The 19,546-nt window shown below is 55.0% G+C and carries 17 protein-coding genes; 3 read left to right on the top strand and 14 right to left on the bottom strand.

Annotated features, from left to right (window positions below; all coding sequences use genetic code 11):
• Positions 1–187: 187 nt before the first annotated feature.
• The 5 genes from glnB to purL all read right to left on the bottom strand — a co-directional run bounded on the left by glnB (position 188) and on the right by purL (position 8,511).
• Positions 188–526, bottom strand: coding sequence for a nitrogen regulatory protein P-II (glnB, locus tag AAIE03_RS02585; RefSeq protein WP_003848647.1), 339 nt, complete (start codon positions 524–526; stop codon positions 188–190).
• An 89-nt stretch (positions 527–615) separates the two neighbouring features.
• Positions 616–1,950: a two-component system response regulator GlrR gene (gene glrR, locus AAIE03_RS02580; protein ID WP_014594327.1), complete on the bottom strand. Its 1,335-nt coding sequence runs from the start codon at positions 1,948–1,950 to the stop codon at positions 616–618.
• On the bottom strand, positions 1,950–2,621 hold the full coding sequence (qseG, locus tag AAIE03_RS02575) for a two-component system QseEF-associated lipoprotein QseG (RefSeq protein ID WP_498562767.1): 672 nt from the start codon (positions 2,619–2,621) through the stop codon (positions 1,950–1,952). The genes glrR and qseG overlap by 1 nt, the downstream gene beginning before the upstream one ends.
• Positions 2,622–2,624: 3 nt before the next feature.
• Positions 2,625–4,052, bottom strand: a complete 1,428-nt coding sequence (locus tag AAIE03_RS02570; RefSeq protein WP_042677230.1) for a sensor histidine kinase — start codon at positions 4,050–4,052, stop codon at positions 2,625–2,627.
• Between the two features lie 568 nt (positions 4,053–4,620).
• Positions 4,621–8,511, bottom strand: coding sequence for a phosphoribosylformylglycinamidine synthase (gene purL, locus AAIE03_RS02565; RefSeq protein WP_498562766.1), 3,891 nt, complete (start codon positions 8,509–8,511; stop codon positions 4,621–4,623).
• A 267-nt stretch (positions 8,512–8,778) separates the two neighbouring features.
• On the opposite strand from purL, the gene mltF reads away from it, so the two are divergent.
• Entirely contained in the window at positions 8,779–10,236 is a 1,458-nt protein-coding gene (gene mltF / locus AAIE03_RS02560; protein ID WP_022623512.1) for a membrane-bound lytic murein transglycosylase MltF, read from the top strand.
• Here the strand turns inward: mltF and tadA are convergent.
• Both tadA and yfhb read right to left on the bottom strand, forming a co-directional pair.
• A complete protein-coding gene (gene tadA / locus AAIE03_RS02555) occupies positions 10,233–10,727 on the bottom strand; it encodes a tRNA adenosine(34) deaminase TadA (protein WP_014605260.1) in 495 nt (164 codons plus the stop codon). The two genes, mltF and tadA, sit on opposite strands and share 4 nt — an antisense overlap.
• Before the next feature lie 73 nt (positions 10,728–10,800).
• A complete protein-coding gene (yfhb, locus tag AAIE03_RS02550) occupies positions 10,801–11,439 on the bottom strand; it encodes a phosphatidylglycerophosphatase C (protein ID WP_013026761.1) in 639 nt (212 codons plus the stop codon).
• 155 nt (positions 11,440–11,594) lie between these two features.
• On the opposite strand from yfhb, the gene AAIE03_RS02545 reads away from it, so the two are divergent.
• Both AAIE03_RS02545 and AAIE03_RS02540 read left to right on the top strand, forming a co-directional pair.
• Positions 11,595–12,434, top strand: coding sequence for a MurR/RpiR family transcriptional regulator (locus AAIE03_RS02545; RefSeq protein ID WP_072138963.1), 840 nt, complete (start codon positions 11,595–11,597; stop codon positions 12,432–12,434).
• Between the two features lie 330 nt (positions 12,435–12,764).
• Positions 12,765–13,013, top strand: coding sequence for a YfhL family 4Fe-4S dicluster ferredoxin (locus tag AAIE03_RS02540; protein ID WP_013026763.1), 249 nt, complete (start codon positions 12,765–12,767; stop codon positions 13,011–13,013).
• Here AAIE03_RS02540 and acpS read toward each other — a convergent pair.
• From acpS to lepA, 7 genes are all read right to left on the bottom strand, one after another.
• The gene (acpS, locus tag AAIE03_RS02535; protein WP_006120525.1) at positions 13,010–13,390 is read right to left on the bottom strand and encodes a holo-ACP synthase; all 381 of its coding nucleotides are present in this window, start codon (positions 13,388–13,390) and stop codon (positions 13,010–13,012) included. The genes AAIE03_RS02540 and acpS overlap by 4 nt on opposite strands.
• Positions 13,390–14,121 carry a pyridoxine 5'-phosphate synthase gene (gene pdxJ / locus AAIE03_RS02530; RefSeq protein ID WP_014605257.1) on the bottom strand — a complete coding sequence of 244 codons (732 nt, stop codon included), beginning with the start codon at positions 14,119–14,121 and terminating at the stop codon, positions 13,390–13,392. The genes acpS and pdxJ overlap by 1 nt, the downstream gene beginning before the upstream one ends.
• Before the next feature lie 66 nt (positions 14,122–14,187).
• Positions 14,188–14,925: a DNA repair protein RecO gene (recO, locus tag AAIE03_RS02525; RefSeq protein WP_013026765.1), complete on the bottom strand. Its 738-nt coding sequence runs from the start codon at positions 14,923–14,925 to the stop codon at positions 14,188–14,190.
• A 4-nt stretch (positions 14,926–14,929) separates the two neighbouring features.
• On the bottom strand, positions 14,930–15,835 hold the full coding sequence (gene era, locus AAIE03_RS02520; protein ID WP_013026766.1) for a GTPase Era: 906 nt from the start codon (positions 15,833–15,835) through the stop codon (positions 14,930–14,932).
• Between the two features lie 44 nt (positions 15,836–15,879).
• Positions 15,880–16,560, bottom strand: coding sequence for a ribonuclease III (rnc, locus tag AAIE03_RS02515; protein ID WP_014594336.1), 681 nt, complete (start codon positions 16,558–16,560; stop codon positions 15,880–15,882).
• Between the two features lie 131 nt (positions 16,561–16,691).
• Positions 16,692–17,666: a signal peptidase I gene (gene lepB / locus AAIE03_RS02510; protein ID WP_014594337.1), complete on the bottom strand. Its 975-nt coding sequence runs from the start codon at positions 17,664–17,666 to the stop codon at positions 16,692–16,694.
• A 9-nt stretch (positions 17,667–17,675) separates the two neighbouring features.
• On the bottom strand, positions 17,676–19,475 hold the full coding sequence (gene lepA / locus AAIE03_RS02505) for a translation elongation factor 4 (RefSeq protein WP_013026769.1): 1,800 nt from the start codon (positions 19,473–19,475) through the stop codon (positions 17,676–17,678).
• Positions 19,476–19,546 lie beyond the last annotated feature (71 nt).

Raw genomic sequence — 19,546 nt, 5'->3', positions numbered from 1 at the left:
GCCCTTGAAGCAGTGGCGCCAGCCGTTCGGTGTGCAGTGCTGCGTTAACGCGGGCGGGGGTAACACTTTGTGGTGAAACAGACAGCTTTTCGCCCCTCCCTCATATCAGGACGGGGCGAGATCTCGACGAATGAAACTTTTCCAACATCGCCGGGATTTCAGCTAAAGATTTTGCATCTAAAGTGAATTAAATCGCTTCTTCGTCTTCTTCGCCAGTACGGATGCGCACTACGCGGGCAACATCGAAAACAAAGATTTTACCGTCGCCGATTTTTCCGGTTTGTGCGGTGCGCATGATGGTTTCGACGCAGGTATCAACGATATCATCTCCGACAACCATTTCGATTTTCACCTTGGGCAGGAAGTCCACCATGTACTCTGCGCCACGGTAGAGTTCCGTATGGCCTTTCTGGCGACCAAATCCTTTTACTTCGCTCACGGTCATGCCGGTAATGCCGACTTCAGCAAGTGCCTCACGCACGTCATCGAGCTTGAAGGGTTTAATAATTGCATCGATCTTTTTCATGTCAGATCCTTTCCTCGAGCCCTCCATGGTTAGAGGGTTATTAAAGTATAAATGTCGCTGGCAGCGCCGCAGACTATGGGGGCAAAAAATTACTCTTTAAAGTCGCTGGCGTCCAGTTCATGCCGTGACAGCAGCTTATAGAATTCGGTACGGTTACGTCCAGCCAGACGCGCGGCGTTGGTGACGTTCCCTTTGGTCATCTGTAACAGCTTACGCAGATAGTTAAGTTCGAACTGATTCCGTGCTTCAACAAAGGTCGGTAGCGCGCTGTTTTCTCCACTCAGCGCCTGCTCTACCAGCGCATCGCTGATAACGGGCGAGGAGCTGAGCGCGACACACTGCTCAATAACGTTAACCAACTGACGCACGTTACCTGGCCAGCTGGCAGACATCAGGCGCTTCATCGCATCGACGGAGAAGCTGCGGATCTGCGGCTTATGTCGTTCTGCCGTTTGACGCAGCAAATGGTTAGCCAGCAGTGGGATATCTTCGGTACGTTGATGCAGCGCGGGGATTTTCAGGTTCACCACGTTCAGGCGGTAAAAGAGATCTTCGCGAAACGCATTCTTTTCCATCGCTTTCGGCAGATCCCGGTGCGTGGCCGAGATAATCCGGACATCAATATCGATATCATTATTGCTGCCCAGCGGCCGGACTTTACGCTCCTGCAGCACGCGCAGTAACTTCACCTGCAGTGCAGGCGGCATATCGCCAATTTCGTCCAGAAACAGCGTGCCGCCTTCCGCGGCTTTAAACAGGCCGTCACGCGCGCTGACCGCGCCGGTAAAGGCGCCTTTGGCGTGACCAAACAACTCTGATTCCAGAAGCTGCTCAGGTAAGGCACCGCAGTTAATGGCCACAAACGGCTTTTGCGCGCGCGGGCTGGCGGCATGGATAGCCTGTGCCAGGACTTCTTTACCCGTGCCGCTTTGCCCGTTAATCAGCACGCTGACGTCTGACTGGGCAACCATGTGTGCCTGTTCAAGTAAGCGCAGCATCTGCGGGCTACGGGTCACTATGGCTTCACGCCAGCGGTCGTCGCTGACTGGCGCTCGCTGCGCCAGGGCTTCGTCTATCGCCTTATACAGTGCATCGCGATCCACGGGCTTGGTAAGGAAGCTGAACACGCCCTGCTGCGTTGCCGCTACGGCTTCCGGGATTGAACCATGCGCCGTTAAAATGATGACCGGTAAACCCGCGTGACGCTTTTGAATTTCAGCAAATAATGCCAGGCCGTCCATTTCATCCATGCGCAGATCGCTGATGACCAGCTCGATCTTCTCTTTCTGCAACAGCCGAAGCGCATCGGGCCCACTGGCCGCGGTCGTCACCTGATATCCCTCACTGGTCAGGCGCATACCTAACAGTTTGAGCAGGCTGGGATCATCATCCACTAAAAGCAGGTGGGCCGCTTGTTTCACCATTACTGATCTTCCTCTTGTGGCAGTGCCGTTCCGTGACTGCCGTCAGGCATATCAGAGGTTTTGCGCGACGAAAGCTGGCGCTCAATATCGGTTAGCCGCTCCAGTTTGCGCTGGGTATCACTGAGCTGCTGACGCAGTTTTATCTGTTGTTGACGCAGCGAATCTGACTGGGCATCGCTGCTCTGTTGCAAATGGGCGTAGCGTGACCGCATGGCGCTGAGTTCAAGCTGGGCGACCTGATTACTGCGCCAGAGCTGAATTAACGCACGCATATTGGGGGGGAACTGCTCGCTGTAGCCATCAAGCACGTTGATGTAGTCGCGGCGTTCCAGTGGCGTCACATTGCCGTTTGCCATTAATACCCCCTGCTTAAAGGCGCGCGACCAGCTGTCCACCGGCCAGCGGTGGGCCTCCGCTCGTGCTTCAGCGGGAGAAAGTCGTTCGGCACAGTCTATACTGCACATCCAGTAAAGGGGATTCGTCATGGCGGCGCTATTCTCAATACGCCAGATATCGACGCAGCGCATAGTGAGATAGTCGACCAGCCGTACTTCGGGCACCACAACGCTGCCCGAAGCGGGCTGGGCTGTTGTGGTGACCGGGGATGAGGCACACCCACTGAGCATCATGCTGCTCAGTGCGCTTATCATGAGGGCGGCGAAAAATTTCATGCTTCAGACTTTCCCGGCTGTGGTGTTCAGTTCGATGCGAAAACAAACATCAGCGTCGTCACGGGTAACCAGTTGCAGGCTACCGTGCATGCGGCGCAGACAATCCTTTGCGATGCTTAACCCCAGTCCGCTGCCTTTGACCGGCCCTTTACGCTGATGACTGCCCTGGAAAAAAGGTTCAAAAATCATCTCCTGCTCATTTTCGGGAATGGGCGTACCGCTGTTAGCGACATCGATGATTATCCGATCGCCCTGCCGCTGGCTGTGCAGCCAAATGTTACCGGATTCATTGCCATAGTTCACGGCGTTAGAGTAGAGGTTGTCAATCACGCTCATCAATAGCATAGGTTCTGCCAGGCAATCTGTGGCTTTAAGATCGATATTGACATGCATAAGCTTGGTTCGGGCTGAGAGTGCATGCGCATTAACAACGTCATACACGATGTCAGTCAGATCCACCGTTTCCAGGGTAATCGGGCCATCAGCCAGTTTGCGGTTGTAATCAAGTAGCTGTTCGATAAGGCGTTGCAGGTGGCGACTGCTGTTATCCAGTATTGAGACGATTTCTTTCTGTTCAGGATTCAGTATGCCCGCAACCTCATCAGCCAGCAGCTCTGTACCTTCACGCAGGCTGGCAAGCGGCGTTTTAAGTTCGTGTGAAAGATGACGTAAAAATTCATGTCGCTGGGTTTCCAGCCAGGCCAGGCGTTCACTTAACCAGATAATACGTTGCCCCAAAGAGCGTAACTCGCGCGGACCGCGAAACACCATGCTGCTGCCCAGTTCGCGTCCTTCGCCAAGTCGGTTAATCATCCGCTCTACGCTTTTTACCGGGCCGATGATCATGCGGGTAAACAGCAGGGTTAACGTCAGGCTGATAATAAACAGGATAAGCGCCTGCCAGCCAAAAAACTGACCACGGTCGGCTATTTCACGTTGCAGTTGCAGACCACGTGCAAACACCACTTCTCGCGTATCCTGCACCAGTTGCACGTTTGTCGCTGAAAATTTTTCCAGCGCCTGTGACGCACCGGTCACAGGATTACCATTATCGCACTGCATGGTTTCCAGCTGCGGCAAAATGGCCTGCAACGTTTTAAACGCCGGTAAATCGGGCAGGCTGTCGGCATGGGAACTGAGCATCTGACCATAGCGGATACGCTGCGTCTGATAGAGCTTTGCCAGAGAAGTATCGCCCAGCACACAGTACTGGCGATAACTCCGTTCCAGCTCGATAGCGGTGCGTGCCATCGCCTCGCTGCGCCTGACGTCAGTAAAGGTATTTCGGTTAGTGTCGGCAGCCTGATTACTTAACGCTGAGAGACTTTCCCAGGCCTGCCAGGCCAGCACCAACAGCGGCAGGAGCACCAGCAAAAAGGCCATCAGCACCAACTGGCGCAGGGACCCGGGAAATAAACGCCATTTTTTCACGCGACGGCTTCCTTAAAGATACGCTTACCGGATGCTAGCGGAGTCAGCCCAGAGAAGGAAGAGGCAGAAAAGAAAACGGCAGGCGCGATGGCCTGCCGTTGACGCACCGCCATAGCAGTACGCGAGAATGGGTGGAGCCTAACTCAACGTTGCGTCCGATGCTTGATAACGATGCAGAACATACGATTATCGGTTGGGTGGACGACAGGCTCCGTTTGGTGCGTCATTCGGATTTTATGAGCTCTGCCCGCTGTGGGGTGGCAATCATAAACAGATGAATGAGCAACAGGCATAGTATAGCAAGGTTCATGCCAGTTTTTAAAATACCTTTGTAATCAATATTTTGAAAAAACCATTCAGCTGACTTCGCTCATTTCAGACTGTCTGGTCCGCTAAAAGTGTCGCCAGATACCAACACAATTTTGCTTTTCCCTTTCAATCTATAGAAATCATAAAGATAGATGTCACCAATCGGCGACAACAAAAGGTGACGTATGTCTCCTTTTGCCAACAAACGGGGAATAAAAAAAGGGAGGCACTCAGGCCTCCCGGTCTTTTTTCGCCGCTCTTAACCCAATTGTTTCCGTGCATTGCGGAAAATGCGCATCCAGGGGCTGTCTTCGCCCCATTCAGCCGGGTGCCATGAGTTGCTGACCGTGCGGAACACACGCTCTGGATGCGGCATCATAATTGTGACGCGTCCACTTTCATTGGTCACCGCAGTAATACCGTTTGGCGAGCCATTCGGGTTTGCCGGATAGGCTTCCGTCACCTTGCCTGTGTTATCGACATAACGTAGCGCCACCAGCCCTTTCGATTCCAGTGCGGCAAGGTGCGCGCCATCACGCACCTCCACGAAGCCCTCGCCGTGCGATACGGCGATCGGCATACGGGAACCGGCCATGCCATCCAACAGTAACGACGGGCTGGCAGCCACTTCAACCAGGCTGAAGCGTGCTTCAAAACGTTCAGACTGGTTACGGACAAAGCGCGGCCACAGCTCACTACCCGGAATCAATTCACGCAGGTTAGACATCATCTGGCAGCCGTTACACACGCCCAGTGCCAGCGTTTGTGGGCGATGGAAGAACGACTCGAACTGATCGCGTACGCGCGGGTTAAACAGAATGGATTTCGCCCAACCTTCACCCGCGCCCAATACGTCACCGTAGGAGAAACCGCCACAGGCCACCAGCGCCTGGAAAGGTTCCAGATCGATCCGGCCCGCCAGCAGGTCACTCATATGCACGTCAACCGCCGTAAAACCTGCCCGATCAAAGGCGGCCGCCATTTCCACATGCGAGTTAACGCCCTGCTCGCGCAGCACGGCAACGCGTGGACGCGCGCCCGTCGCAATCATCGGTGCTGCAACGTCTTCGTCTGGCTTAAAGGTCAGGTTAACGTTCAGTCCGGGATCGGTGTCATCCTGCTTTGCCTGATGTTCCTGATCGGCACAGGCCGGATTATCACGCAGACGCTGCATCTGCCAGGTGGTTTCTGCCCACCAGGTCCGCAAGATGGTGCGGCTTTCGCTGTAAACCGCGCTGTCGCCTGAGCGAATCACAAAGCGATCGCCCGACTGTGCGCTGCCCAGCACATGGCTGCAGTGCGCCAGGCCATGTTCAGCAAGAATCTGCTCCACGGCTTCGCGATCCGCCGCGTTGATTTGAATCACCGCCCCCAGCTCTTCGGTGAACAGCGCAGCCAGTGCATCGCTGCCCAGCGCCGCGATATCGACTTCGATGCCACAGTGACCGGTGAAAGCCATTTCCGCCAGAGTAACCAGCAGGCCGCCGTCTGAGCGGTCATGGTAAGCCAGCAGTTTTTGTTGGCTGACCAGTGCCTGAATGGCATTAAAGAAGCCAGCCAGCTGCGTTGCATCACGGACATCAGCAGGCTTGTCACCCAGTTGACGATAAACCTGAGCCAGCGCCGTCGCGCCTAAGGTGTTAGCGCCGTTGCCAAGGTCGATTAACAGCAGCAGGTTGTCCCGATCGGCGACCAGCTGTGGCGTCACATTGCGACGTACGTCTTCTACCCTTGCAAAAGCCGTGATCACCAGCGACAGCGGCGAGGTCATTTCGCGCTGTTCGGTGCCTTCCTGCCAGCGGGTTTTCATCGACATAGAGTCTTTACCCACCGGGATAGTGATGCCGAGCGCCGGACACAGTTCCTCACCGACGGCTTTTACGGCTTCATACAGGCCCGCATCTTCACCCGGATGGCCCGCGGCCGACATCCAGTTAGCCGAGAGTTTCACCCGCTTCAACGAACCGACCGGCGCCGCGGCCAGGTTAGTCAGTGCTTCACCCACGGCCAGACGGGCCGAGGCGGCGAAGTCCAGCAGTGCGACAGGCGCACGCTCGCCCAGCGCGAAGGCTTCGCCATGGTAGCTGTCGAGACTGGCCGTCGTAACGGCGCAGTTAGCAACCGGGATCTGCCAGGGGCCCACCATCTGATCGCGCGCCACCATGCCGGTTACGCTGCGATCGCCGATGGTGATCAGGAAGGTTTTTTCCGCTACGGTTGGCAAGTGCAGCACGCGATTTACCGCGTCCGTCAGCGTAATGCCCTCGCGCTGCAGGGCATCGCCCTTCGCCTGCAGTTTCACCACATCGCGCGTCATTTTCGGGGTTTTGCCCAGCAGGACGTCCAGCGGCATATCAATCGGGCTGTTATCAAAGTGGCTGTCGTTCAGGGTCAGGTGCTGCTCTTCAGTGGCTTCACCAATCACCGCATACGGCGCACGTTCGCGCTGACAAATGGCAGCAAACTCGGCCAGCTTTTCAGGGGCAACGGCCATCACATAGCGCTCTTGTGATTCGTTACACCAGACTTCAAGCGGGCTCATTCCCGGTTCATCACTCAGGATGTCGCGCAGGTTGAAGCGACCGCCGCGTCCACCGTCGCTGACCAGTTCCGGCATGGCGTTGGACAGGCCGCCCGCGCCCACATCGTGGATAAACAGAATCGGGTTGTCATCGCCCCGTTGCCAGCAACGGTCGATCACTTCCTGGCAGCGACGCTCCATTTCAGGGTTGTCACGCTGCACCGATGCAAAGTCGAGATCCGCATCGGACTGGCCTGATGCCATGGATGATGCCGCACCGCCGCCCAGGCCGATATTCATCGCCGGCCCGCCCAGCACGACCAGTTTGGCCCCGACGGTGATTTCACCTTTCTGAACGTGGTCCGAACGAATGTTTCCGATGCCGCCAGCCAGCATAATGGGCTTGTGGTAGCCGCGCAGTTCAGTCCCGTTATGGCTGTTAACCTGCTCTTCATAGGTCCGGAAGTAGCCGTTTAAGGCCGGACGACCAAATTCGTTGTTAAAGGCTGCGCCGCCCAGTGGGCCTTCGGTCATAATATCCAGCGCGCTGACGATGCGTGCGGGCTTGCCAAAATCCTCCTCCCAGGGCTGTTCGAAGCCGGGGATGCGCAAGTTCGACACCGAGAACCCGACCAGGCCCGCTTTCGGCTTGGCACCGCGCCCCGTCGCGCCTTCATCACGAATTTCACCGCCGGAGCCGGTTGCAGCGCCAGGCCAGGGCGAAATCGCGGTTGGGTGGTTGTGCGTTTCAACCTTCATCAGAATGTGTGCGGCTTCCTGGTGATAGGCGTACTCACCCTTTTCTGCGTCCGCGAAGAAGCGACCGACCTCCGAGCCTTCCATTACCGCCGCGTTATCTTTATAGGCTGACAGAACATAATCCGGCGTTTGCTCGAAGGTGTTCTTAATCATTTTAAACAGTGATTTAGGCTGTTTTTCGCCGTCGATGATCCAGTCAGCGTTAAAGATTTTGTGGCGACAGTGCTCAGAGTTCGCCTGGGCAAACATATAAAGTTCAATGTCGTTCGGATTGCGTCCCAGCCGGGTAAAGGCCGCCAGCAGGTAGTCAATTTCGTCGTCGGCCAGCGCCAGGCCGAGCGTCATATTGGCCTGAACCAGCGCCTGACGGCCCTCACCCAGCACATCAACGCTTTTGACCGGCTGAGGTTCATGGTGAGCAAACAGCTGCTCAGCCTCGCTGAAATCGCTGTAAACCGTTTCCATCATGCGGTCGTGCAGCAGTGCGGAGAGCGTTTGCCATTGGCTTTCAGAAAGCTGAGGTGCCTGGACATAAAAGGCCATGCCTCGTTCCAGACGACGCACCTGCGACAGATCGCAGTTATGAGCAATGTCTGTGGCTTTTGATGACCACGGCGATATCGTACCAGGACGTGGCGTGACCAGAGTTAAACGCCCTTGTGGCGCATGTTCAGCGAGAGAAGGACCGTACTTGAGCAGGCGCTGCAGACGGGATTTTTCATCCTCACTCAGCGGCGCGCTGACATCGGCAAAATGGACGTACTCAGCGTAAATATCACTCACCGGCAGATGAGCGTCCTGAAAGCGGGCCAGCAATTTGTTTACACGAAATGCCGACAGGGCGGGCGAACCACGCAGAATTTCCATCATAAGATCTCTCGTCTTCGAAGCGCCGGGCGACGCTTCATTGGGCGCAACAGGGGAAAACGGGGCGTATTATAAAGAAACCCACTCCGCGACGAAACCGTTTGCGCAAAATTTATGGCCATCAAGATTTGCCTGAAATTTGCGCAAAAATTGCTTTATAAGTTGCTCTGCCGGTGTTTGTTGCGCAAAATGCCCCTCGCTCTGGGAGTTAAAACAAGATCAATACTGCCTTAAAAGACAGAGGCCTTGGAGCCATCGAGAGATAACTATTTGAAACGCCTAAAATTTAATTATCTGGTTATCGGTCTGCTTACCGTGCTGCTGGCTCTGGCACTGTGGCCGTCTATTCCCTGGTACGGGGGAGGACAAGATACGATTTCACAGATTAAATCACGGGGAGTGCTACGCGTCAGTACCGTAAACTCGCCGTTGACTTACTACACCGTGAATAAAGCACCGGCCGGGATGGACTACGAGCTGGCGAAGCGTTTTGCCGATTATCTGGGCGTTAAGCTTGATATAACGGTGCGCGCCAACCTCAGCGATCTGTTCGATGCGCTCGACGACGGCAAAGCGGATCTGCTGGCGGCAGGTCTGATTTATAACGATGAGCGTTTGTCGCGTTATCAGATCGGCCCGGGCTACTACAGCGTTTCGCAGCAGCTGGTCTATCGCGTGGACAAACCGCGGCCAAAAAACCTGGGTGACTTAAAGGGGCGACTGGTTGTTGCCTCTGGATCGGCTTATCTGTCGACGCTTAAAAACGCCCGGGCGAATCACTATCCCGATCTCGACTGGGCCATTTCGACCGATCAAAGTCCGAAAGCCCTGCTGGAAGCCGTGGCGGAAGGCAAGCTGGATTATACGATTGGCGATTCCGTGACGATTTCCCTGCTTCAGCGCATTCATCCCCAACTGGCCGTGGCTTTCGACGTCACCGATGAAGAACCGGTAACGTGGTATTTACCGCACGAAAGCGATGACAGCCTGAACGCCGCCATGCTGGATTTCTTTAACCGCATGGGAGAAGAAGGGGCGATGGCAAGACTTGAAGAGAAATATCTCGGTCACGTCGGCACCTTCGACTACGTGGATACCCGCACCTTCCTGCGCTCCATTGATAACGTGCTGCCCGATATAAAACCCCTGTTTGAAAAGTACGCCAAAAATATCGACTGGCGGCTGCTGGCGGCGATTTCCTATCAGGAGTCGCACTGGAATCCGCAGGCGACGTCGCCTACCGGCGTCCGCGGCATGATGATGTTAACGCGGAATACCGCTGACAGCGTTGACGTAGGTGACCGTACCGATCCAGAGCAGAGCATCCGTGGCGGCAGCGAGTATCTGCAAAACATGATGGAAAAGGTGCCACAAACGATTCCGGAAGATGAGCGTATCTGGTTTGCCCTGGCGGCCTATAACATGGGCTATGCGCATATGCTGGATGTGCGTAAGCTCACGGCTAAACAGGGTGGAAATCCCGACAGCTGGGCAGATGTCAAACTGCGGCTACCCATGTTGAGCCAGAAGCGCTACTACTCACAAACCACCTATGGCTATGCACGCGGGCAGGAAGCCTATAATTACGTGGAGAATATCCGCAAATATGAAATTAGCCTGGTGGGCTATTTGCAGGAGCAGGAAAAACGCATTGCCCAACAGGCGGCCCTGGAGGCAGAGCTGGGAAAAGGTTATCCTGCCGTCACGCCTGAGGTGGCAATGAATTAACTTTCGCGCTGCGCCTGACGCAGCGCTTTTTGTTGCTGGCGGCGCATGCGGAAAAAGTCGCTCAGCATTGCCGCGCACTCCTCTTCCAGCACTCCCTGATGCAGCGCCACCTGATGATTCATTCCCGGATGGCCCAGAATATCAATCAGTGAGCCGGCTGCGCCGGTTTTTACATCGTGCGCGCCATAAACCAGACGGCCAATGCGACTGTGCACCATCGCGCCCGCACACATAATGCAGGGCTCCAGCGTGACGTAAAGCGTGGTATTGAGCAGGCGATAATTCTCCAGCACTTTCCCGCCCTGACGTAAGGCCATGATCTCCGCATGGGCGGTGGGATCGTGCTGCCCGATAGGCCGGTTCCAGCCCTCGCCTATCACCCGATCGCCCTGAACCAGCACCGCACCCACCGGCACTTCGCCCTGCTCCCATGCGCGCTGCGCCAGCGTAAGCGCCCGGCGCATCCAGTATTCATCTTGTTCTTGAGTCACGCAGACCACTCCCGGCAGCAAAAAAGCGGCGCATTATAACCATCGAATCCGTAAAACCGAAGCGTGACAGCGGTTATTCCAGCTGTTGTAATTCGCCACCCGGGGTGACGCGCCAGCGGTGCTGGCAGAAGAACAGCAGCGGGTTATCCTGTTTGCTGTCGCTGTAACCGCTATACAGCTGTAAGGGCGTGCCGATTTGCTCCTCAAGCTGCACCACTTTTTCATGGCCGAGACAGCGCATTTTCAATATGCGTCCGCCTAAACCGGGCTGCATCTGGCTGGCGATGAGCTTCACCCGCGGTAGAAATGCGGAGTCGTAATAGACCTGCTCCACCAGCGACTGCGGTGAGCCCGTAATCAGCCAGACATCGGCATCATCACTACTAAGGTATTCACTGAGTCGTTTCTGCACCACGGGAAATGCTTTAACGCGTTGTCGAAACCATTGCGCGAATTCGGCTTCCAGCCGCAGCAGTGTTGCTTCAGAGCGGCCAAAGGTGATCGACCACAGCAGCAAACTCATCGGCCAGCGCGCGGCGCGTCCCTTAAACAATAAACCCGCGCCCACAACCGGCAGCAACGGCACCACCAGCAGCAGATTAAGCGGCTTGCGGCGCAGCAGATAGCGCATGAAGGTGCCAAACATGTCCTGTTGGTGCAATGTGCCATCAAGGTCGAAAAACACCACGCGACGTTGTATATCGTTGGTCAAACAACACTCCTTTTTACCTAATTGGCATCAACAGCCTCTATTGTAGTCATCTTCGTCCAACGAGGCGATGGCTGTCATTTTTTATTCCAGTGACTACAATGCGCATAGAATCATTTATTCCATGCGGAACATCCGCTAAATCATGAGGATTGAGCATGAGTTCATTGCTGCGCATTCGCCAGCTTTATCCCTCTCTGGCGCTGAACGAGCGTCGGCTGGCGGATTTTTTACTGTCACAACCGGATCGGGCACGGCATCTGAGTTCACAAAAGCTGGCGGAAGAATCCGGGGTCAGCCAGTCGAGCGTGGTTAAATTCGCACAAAAACTGGGATACAAAGGCTTTCCGGCACTTAAGCTGGCGCTGAGTGAATCGCTGGCGGACAAAGATGCCATCACCGTGCACAACCAGATCCTGAGCGACGATCCGCTCAAAGCCGTGGGGGAAAAATTACTCACGGAGAAGCTCTCTGCGATTCGTGCCACGCTGGATATCAACAGTGAAGAGAAATTAAACGCCATCCTGCAGTTGCTCAAGCGCGCACGCCGCATTTTGCTGGTCGGCATTGGCGCGTCCGGCCTGGTGGCAAAGGATTTTTCATGGAAGCTGATGAAAATTGGTATCAATGCGGTGGCGGAACAGGATATGCACGCGCTGCTGGCCAGTGTTCAGGCTATGTCATCTGGCGATGTGCTGCTGGCGATCTCCTACACCGGCGAACGACGTGAAATCAACCTTGCCGCTCAGGAAGCCGTTCGCGTAGGGGCGGATGTGCTGGCCTTTACCGGCTTTACGCCTAACACATTGCAGCAGTGCGCCACCCATTGCCTGTACACCGTGGCAGAAGAGCAGAGCACGCGCAGCGCCGCCATCTCATCTACCACCGCGCAGCTGGCGTTGACGGACCTGCTGTTTATGGCCCTGGTGCAGAACGATCCTGAGCGAGCATCCAGCCATATTCGTCACAGCGAAGCTCTGGTTAAGAAACTGATCTAGGCAGGGCGAATCGACATAACCGGACAAGAGGCCAGCCGGGCTGGCCTCAATGCTCAAGTGCTGAATGGCGCATTGCGGTTGCAATAACGCGCTGAGCGGCGAGATAAACACGGCGGCAACAACACTTCGTTTACCTGCATCATTTTTGTGATAAACAAAATATGCTACTGTCCTGCCGGCTGTCAGCAGGTGAAAAACAGCCAGAGTAAGGACGTCTCGCTGCCCTGTTTGGGACCGAACGTCTGAAGTAAGGTGCTGGCCCGTTCTCTGCGACGAACGTTGCCCGATACAGCAGCACGACCACTACGATGCCTTGATTAAGAAGCCGCGATGTCTCTACTGATTACCGAACGATGCATTAACTGCGATATGTGCGAACCTGAATGCCCGAACCAGGCGATTGCGATGGGTGAGGCAATCTATGAAATTGATGTGAGCCGCTGCACGGAGTGCGTGGGTCATTACGATCTTCCAACCTGTCAGCGCGTTTGCCCGATTGATAACACGATCGTCATTGATCCACAGCACATCGAATCACGCGATGCGCTGTGGGATAAGTTTGTGCAGCTGCACGGTTAACTTTCGATGATCACCGTTGCGCAAGCATAGTGACGCTCATCTGCCAGCGTGACATGCACATGCTGCACGCCAAGACGTTGCGCCACCTCGGCGGCATGATCGAAGAAACGCAGCAGCGGTTTACCCAGCGCGTCGTTATAAACTTCGAACTGGTTAAAAGCCAGCCCGCCCCGAATGCCGGTACCAAAGGCTTTTGCCGCCGCCTCTTTAACCGCAAAACGTTTGGCCAGGAAACGAACCGGCTGACGGTGCTGTTGATATTGCTGCCACTCGGCCTCGCTCAGGACACGCCGCGCAAGACGATCGCCTGAACGTGAAATCACATCGGCAATGCGTTCTATTTCGACGATATCGCTGCCCAGTCCCAGGATAGCCATTAGCGACGCGCTTCTCGCAGCAGTGCTTTCATGGCTTTCACCGCCTCAGGCAGACCACTCATCACGGCACGTCCAATAATCGCATGACCGATATTCAGCTCATGCATTTCCGGCAGGGCGGCGATTGGCAGTACGTTGTGGTAAGTCAGCCCATGACCGGCGTTAACTTTTAGCCCACGGCTGGCAGCAAAGGTGGCGGCCTGACGGATACGTGCCAGCTCAGCGTCGCGCGCTGGGCCTTCAGGCGCTTCAGCATAGGCACCGGTATGAATTTCAATATAGGGCGCGCCGCTGGTCACCGCCGCCTCGATTTGGCGGTGATCGGGATCGATAAACAGGGACACCAGAATGCCCGCTTCGCTGAGCTGTTTCACCGCGGCGTTCAGCTTCTCCTGCTGGCCCGCGACGTCCAGTCCGCCTTCGGTGGTGACTTCCTCGCGCTTTTCCGGCACCAGGCAGCAGAAATGCGGTTTGATTTCACAGGCGATAGCCAGCATCTCCTCGGTCACGGCCATTTCGAGATTCATGCGCGTTTCAATGGTATCGCGCAGGATGCGCACATCCCTGTCGGTAATGTGGCGACGATCTTCGCGCAGGTGCACGGTAATGCCGTCTGCACCCGCCTGTTCGGCGATAAACGCCGCCTGTACCGGATCGGGATAATGGGTTCCACGCGCATTGCGAACGGTAGCGATGTGGTCGATATTCACGCCTAACAGTAACTCAGCCATGACAATCCTCGGTTCATTATGGTCATTGCGTTGAGTGTACCGCGCAGAGATAAGGCCAGGCTACGGTCAGTGCTCTGTCTCGTCAGAAATAGTGGGCTTTTTTTTCGGGGTAAACTGGCGAAAAAGCTCCTGGCTTTTTAGCGGCTTACCGCCCAGGTAGGGTTTGAGGGCCATACGCGTGAAACGTTTGGCTGCGCGCAGGGTTTCTGCATCCGGGAATTCACGGGTAAACAGCGCCTGCAGTTCACGCCCGGTGAAGCTACGCTGGTTCAGCACCAGGCTGGCAATAAAGCCTTTCTCTTCACGGTAGCTGTAGGTCATGGCTTCGCTGACCGGTTCACCGCTGCCCGCACAGTGCAGGAAGTCTACGCCGTAACCCAAATGCCCCAGCAGCGCCAGCTCAAAACGGCGCAGCGCAGGCTCTGGTGATCCTTCGCCTGCCGCCAGCATCTGAATGCATTGCAGGTAGTCGAAAAACAGTTCAGAGAAGGGAATGTGCTGTTCCAGTACCCGAGATAACAGCTCGTTAACGTACAGGCCGCAGTATAGCGTGATGCCACTGAGAGGTAATGCCAGGGAGACCGCTTCAGCGTTGCGCAGGGTTTTGACTTCCCCGCGCCCGCTCCAGCGCACCAGTAAAGGCGTGAAAGGCTGTAAGGTGCCTTTCAGTTGGGAACGCCGTGAACGTGCCCCTTTTGCCAGAACACGTACGCGGCCTTCACTTTCACTAAACAGATCAAGCAGCAGGCTGGTCTCGCTGAAAGGACGACTATGCAGCACAAAGGCGCGTTGCCAGCCTTCCATTTAATCAGAGATCGTCTGTGTAACCCAGGCTGCGCAGCGCACGTTCGTCGTCCGCCCAGCCGGATTTAACTTTGACCCACAGTTCGAGATGCACTTTCGCATCGAACATCTCTTCCATGTCTTTACGGGCTTCGATACCGATGGTTTTGATTTTGGCGCCTTTGTTGCCAATCACCATTTTCTTCTGCCCTTCACGCTCGACCAAAATCAGACCGTTGATGTCATAACCGCCGCGCGCATTCGACACGAACTGTTCGATTTCAACCGTGACCGAGTAAGGCAGTTCGGCCCCCAGAAAACGCATCAGCTTTTCACGGATGATTTCTGAGGCCATAAAGCGCTGCGAACGGTCGGTAATGTAATCTTCCGGGAAGTGATGATCAGATTCCGGCAGATGCTTACGGGCAATGGCGGCGATGGTATCTACATTTTTGCCGGTTTCTGCTGAAATCGGCACGATATCGATAAAGTTCATCTGCTGGCTCAGGAACTGCAGGTGCGGCAGCAGAATACTTTTGTCCTGAATATTGTCGACTTTATTGATCGCCAGCAGTACGGGCACTTTGCCATCGCGCAGCTTGTTTAATACCATTTCGTCATCCGGCGTCCAGCGCGTGCCGTCCACCACAAAGATAATGAGTTCAACGTCACCGATAGAACTGCTGGCAGCACGGTTCATCAGGCGGTTAATCGCCCGTTTCTCTTCCATGTGCAGGCCTGGCGTATCCACATAGATCGCCTGGTAGGCGCCTTCCGTATGGATACCCATAATGCGGTGACGAGTGGTTTGCGGCTTACGCGACGTAATCGAAACCTTCTGTCCCAGGAGCTGGTTCAGTAAGGTGGATTTACCGACGTTGGGTCGGCCAACTATCGCGACAAAGCCGCTGTATGTAACGTTTTCGCTCATTCGAATCCTGAGGTTTTAGCGCCGGTTAAAGCGCCGGGATAATACTATTCCAGACCAAGTTTAATCAGCGCCTGTTCGGCGGCTGCTTGTTCGGCTTTACGGCGGCTGGAGCCTACGCCCACCACCGGTTCTGCCATGCCACTCACCTGACAGTGAATGGTGAATTCCTGATCGTGGGCTTCGCCACGTACCTGCACGACTAAGTAACTGGGTAGTGGCAGATGCCGGCCTTGCAGATACTCCTGCAGGCGCGTTTTGGGATCTTTTTGTTTGTCACCCGGACTGATTTCATCCAGGCGCGTCTGATACCAGTCGAGGATCAGTTTTTCCACCGTCTGAATATCACTGTCGAGGAAAACGCCGCCAATCAGCGCTTCGACGGTGTCCGCCAGAATGGACTCACGGCGAAAGCCCCCGCTTTTTAATTCACCGGGGCCTAAACGCAGGCATTCTCCCAAATCGAACTCGCGCGCCATCTCTGCCAGCGTATTTCCCCTGACCAGGGTTGCACGCATACGGCTCATATCCCCTTCATCCACGCGTGGAAAACGGTGATAGAGCGCGTTAGCAATCACATAGCTGAGAATGGAATCGCCTAAAAACTCAAGACGTTCGTTATGTTTACTGCTGGCGCTTCGATGGGTCAGGGCCTGCTGTAAAAGTTCAGAATGTGTAAAAGTGTAGCCCAGTTTGCGCTGAAGCTTGTTAATCAAGATGGGGTTCATGCGATTCCAGTTCTGTTTTGCGTCTGTCACTCTGCATACCAAACAGGGCTGGAAAACCAACTCATTCTGTTTGGTGTGCAGTGGCCCCCCACCTGGAGGGCCACCCTTTTCACCTGACTGTCAGGCTATGGTTAGTGGATACCACCGATACGACTGAGTCGTACACCGGTTGGCCACTGACCTTCTTGTTTTTCGAAACTCATCCAGATGGCGACCGCTTTACCCACCAGGTTACGCTCGGGAACAAAGCCCCAGTAGCGGCTGTCGGCGCTGTTATCGCGGTTATCACCCATCATGAAATATTGCCCCTGCGGCACGACCCAACTGGCCTGCGGCTGGCCGGGCTGCTGATAGTACATGCTCGCCTGGCTTTGTGCTTCTGTCACCAACAGGATGTCATGCGTTACATCGCCCAGGGTTTCTTTGCGCGTGGCCAGACGTAATCCCCCCCGCATGGTGTCATTCAGCGGCAGCTGATAGAAACCGTTACCCGCTTCGTTACCATCAAACCCGCTAAACGTTTGAACAAATTTGCTGGGTTCAATATTGCTATAGGTGACGGGCAGCGCTTTGCTACAAGGCTTGCCGTTATCGCAGGCCGGATTAATGGTCAGCGTTTTACTGTACGGATCGTAGGTCACCCGATCGCCCGGCAGACCGATCACGCGCTTGATGTAATCCAGGCTGGGATCCTTCGGGTATTTAAACACCGCGATATCGCCCCGTTTTGGATGCCCGGTAGGGATCAGCGTCGTTTGCGTAATGGGATCTTTAATGCCATACGCAAACTTTTCGACCAGAATAAAGTCACCAATCAGCAGGGTTGGCATCATAGAACCGGACGGGATCTGGAATGGCTCATACACAAACGAGCGCACAAAGAACACCACGGCCAGCACCGGAAACACCGATGCGGCGGTTTCAATCCAGCCCGGTTTAGGGGCCATTTTCGCCAGCGCTTTGCTGTCGAGTGTTCCGCCCGCCTGCGCCTGCGCCGCCGCCTGCAACGCACGGCGCTTTGGTGCCCACTTAATACGATCGATCACCCAAAGAATGCCGGTAATCAACGTCGCTATCGCCAGTATCAGGGCGAACATATTAGCCATTTGAGATCCTTATTTGCTGTCTTTTCCGACATGCAGAATGGCGAGGAATGCTTCCTGCGGCAGCTCAACGTTACCGACCTGCTTCATTCGCTTCTTACCATCTTTCTGCTTCTGCAACAGCTTTTTCTTACGACTGACGTCGCCGCCGTAACACTTGGCGAGTACGTTCTTACGTAGCTGTTTAACGGTTGAGCGAGCGATAATGTGGTTGCCGATTGCCGCCTGAATCGCAATATCAAACTGCTGACGTGGGATGAGCTCTTTCATTTTCTCAACCAGATCACGTCCACGGTAAGGTGCGTTTTCACGGTGGGTAATCAGCGCCAGCGCATCAACACGTTCTGAGTTAATCAGAACGTCAACGCGCACCATGTCAGAGGCCTGAAAACGTTTAAAATTGTAGTCCAGTGAGGCATAACCCCGAGACGTTGATTTCAGACGGTCAAAGAAGTCGAGAACCACTTCCGCCATCGGAATCTCATAGGTCAGCGCCACCTGGTTGCCGTGGTAAACCATGTTGGTCTGAACGCCACGTTTCTCGATGCACAGCGTGATGACGTTGCCCAGGTATTCCTGCGGCAGCAGCATATGACACTCGGCAATCGGTTCGCGCAGCTCTTCAATATTATTAAGCGGTGGCAGCTTCGAAGGGCTGTCCACGTAGACGACTTCACCGCTTGTGGTTTCCACTTCGTACACCACCGTCGGCGCGGTCGTAATCAGATCCAGATCGTATTCGCGTTCCAGACGTTCCTGAATGATCTCCATGTGCAGCAGCCCAAGGAAGCCACAGCGGAAACCAAAGCCCAGCGCCGTTGAGCTTTCTGGCTCGTAGAACAGCGAGGCATCGTTCAGGCTCAGCTTGCCCAGCGCATCACGAAACGCTTCGTAATCATCTGAACTGATGGGGAACAGACCGGCATAAACCTGCGGCTTCACTTTTTTAAAGCCGGGTAAGGCTTTATCCGCAGGGTTGCGTGCCGTGGTCAGCGTATCGCCCACGGGTGCGCCAAGAATGTCTTTGATGGCGCACACCAGCCAGCCGACTTCACCGCAGTTCAGCTCGGTACGGTCAACCTGCTTCGGCGTGAAGATACCCAGACGGTCAGCATTGTAGACCTGCCCGGTGCTCAGCACCTTGATTTTGTCGCCTTTGCGCATAGTGCCGTTTTTCACGCGCACCAGCGATACAACGCCGAGGTAGTTATCGAACCAGGAGTCAATAATCAGCGCCTGCAAAGGGGCGTCCGGATCGCCCTCTGGTGCCGGGATGTCGCGAACTAAACGCTCCAGCACTTCAGGTACGCCCACGCCAGTTTTGGCTGAGCAACGCACGGCGTCGGTCGCGTCAATGCCTACGATGTCTTCGATTTCCTGCGCGGCACGATCGGGATCGGCGGCTGGCAAATCGATCTTATTCAGCACCGGCACTACTTCCAGATCCATCTCAATCGCGGTGTAGCAGTTGGCCAGGGTTTGTGCTTCAACGCCCTGTCCGGCATCAACCACCAGCAGTGCGCCTTCACAGGCGGCCAGTGAGCGGGAAACCTCATACGAGAAGTCAACGTGTCCCGGCGTGTCGATGAAATTGAGCTGGTAAGTTTCGCCGTCTTTTGCTTTGTAATCGAGCGTTACGCTCTGCGCCTTAATCGTAATGCCACGTTCACGCTCCAGGTCCATTGAGTCAAGAACCTGCGCGGCCATCTCGCGATCGGTTAATCCCCCGCAAATCTGAATTAAGCGGTCAGAGAGCGTGGATTTACCGTGGTCAATATGGGCGATGATGGAGAAATTTCTTATGTGCTTCATTTATAGGAATATCTTCACGTAGAGAATCAGTTAGAAACCTGAGCACAGACACATTCAGGAAGATCGCTCTT

It is taken from the genome of Pantoea sp. Ae19-2, from assembly GCF_059801205.1.
Note: the sequence above shows the minus strand (reverse complement) of the source record. Positions and strands in the feature narration are given on the sequence as shown.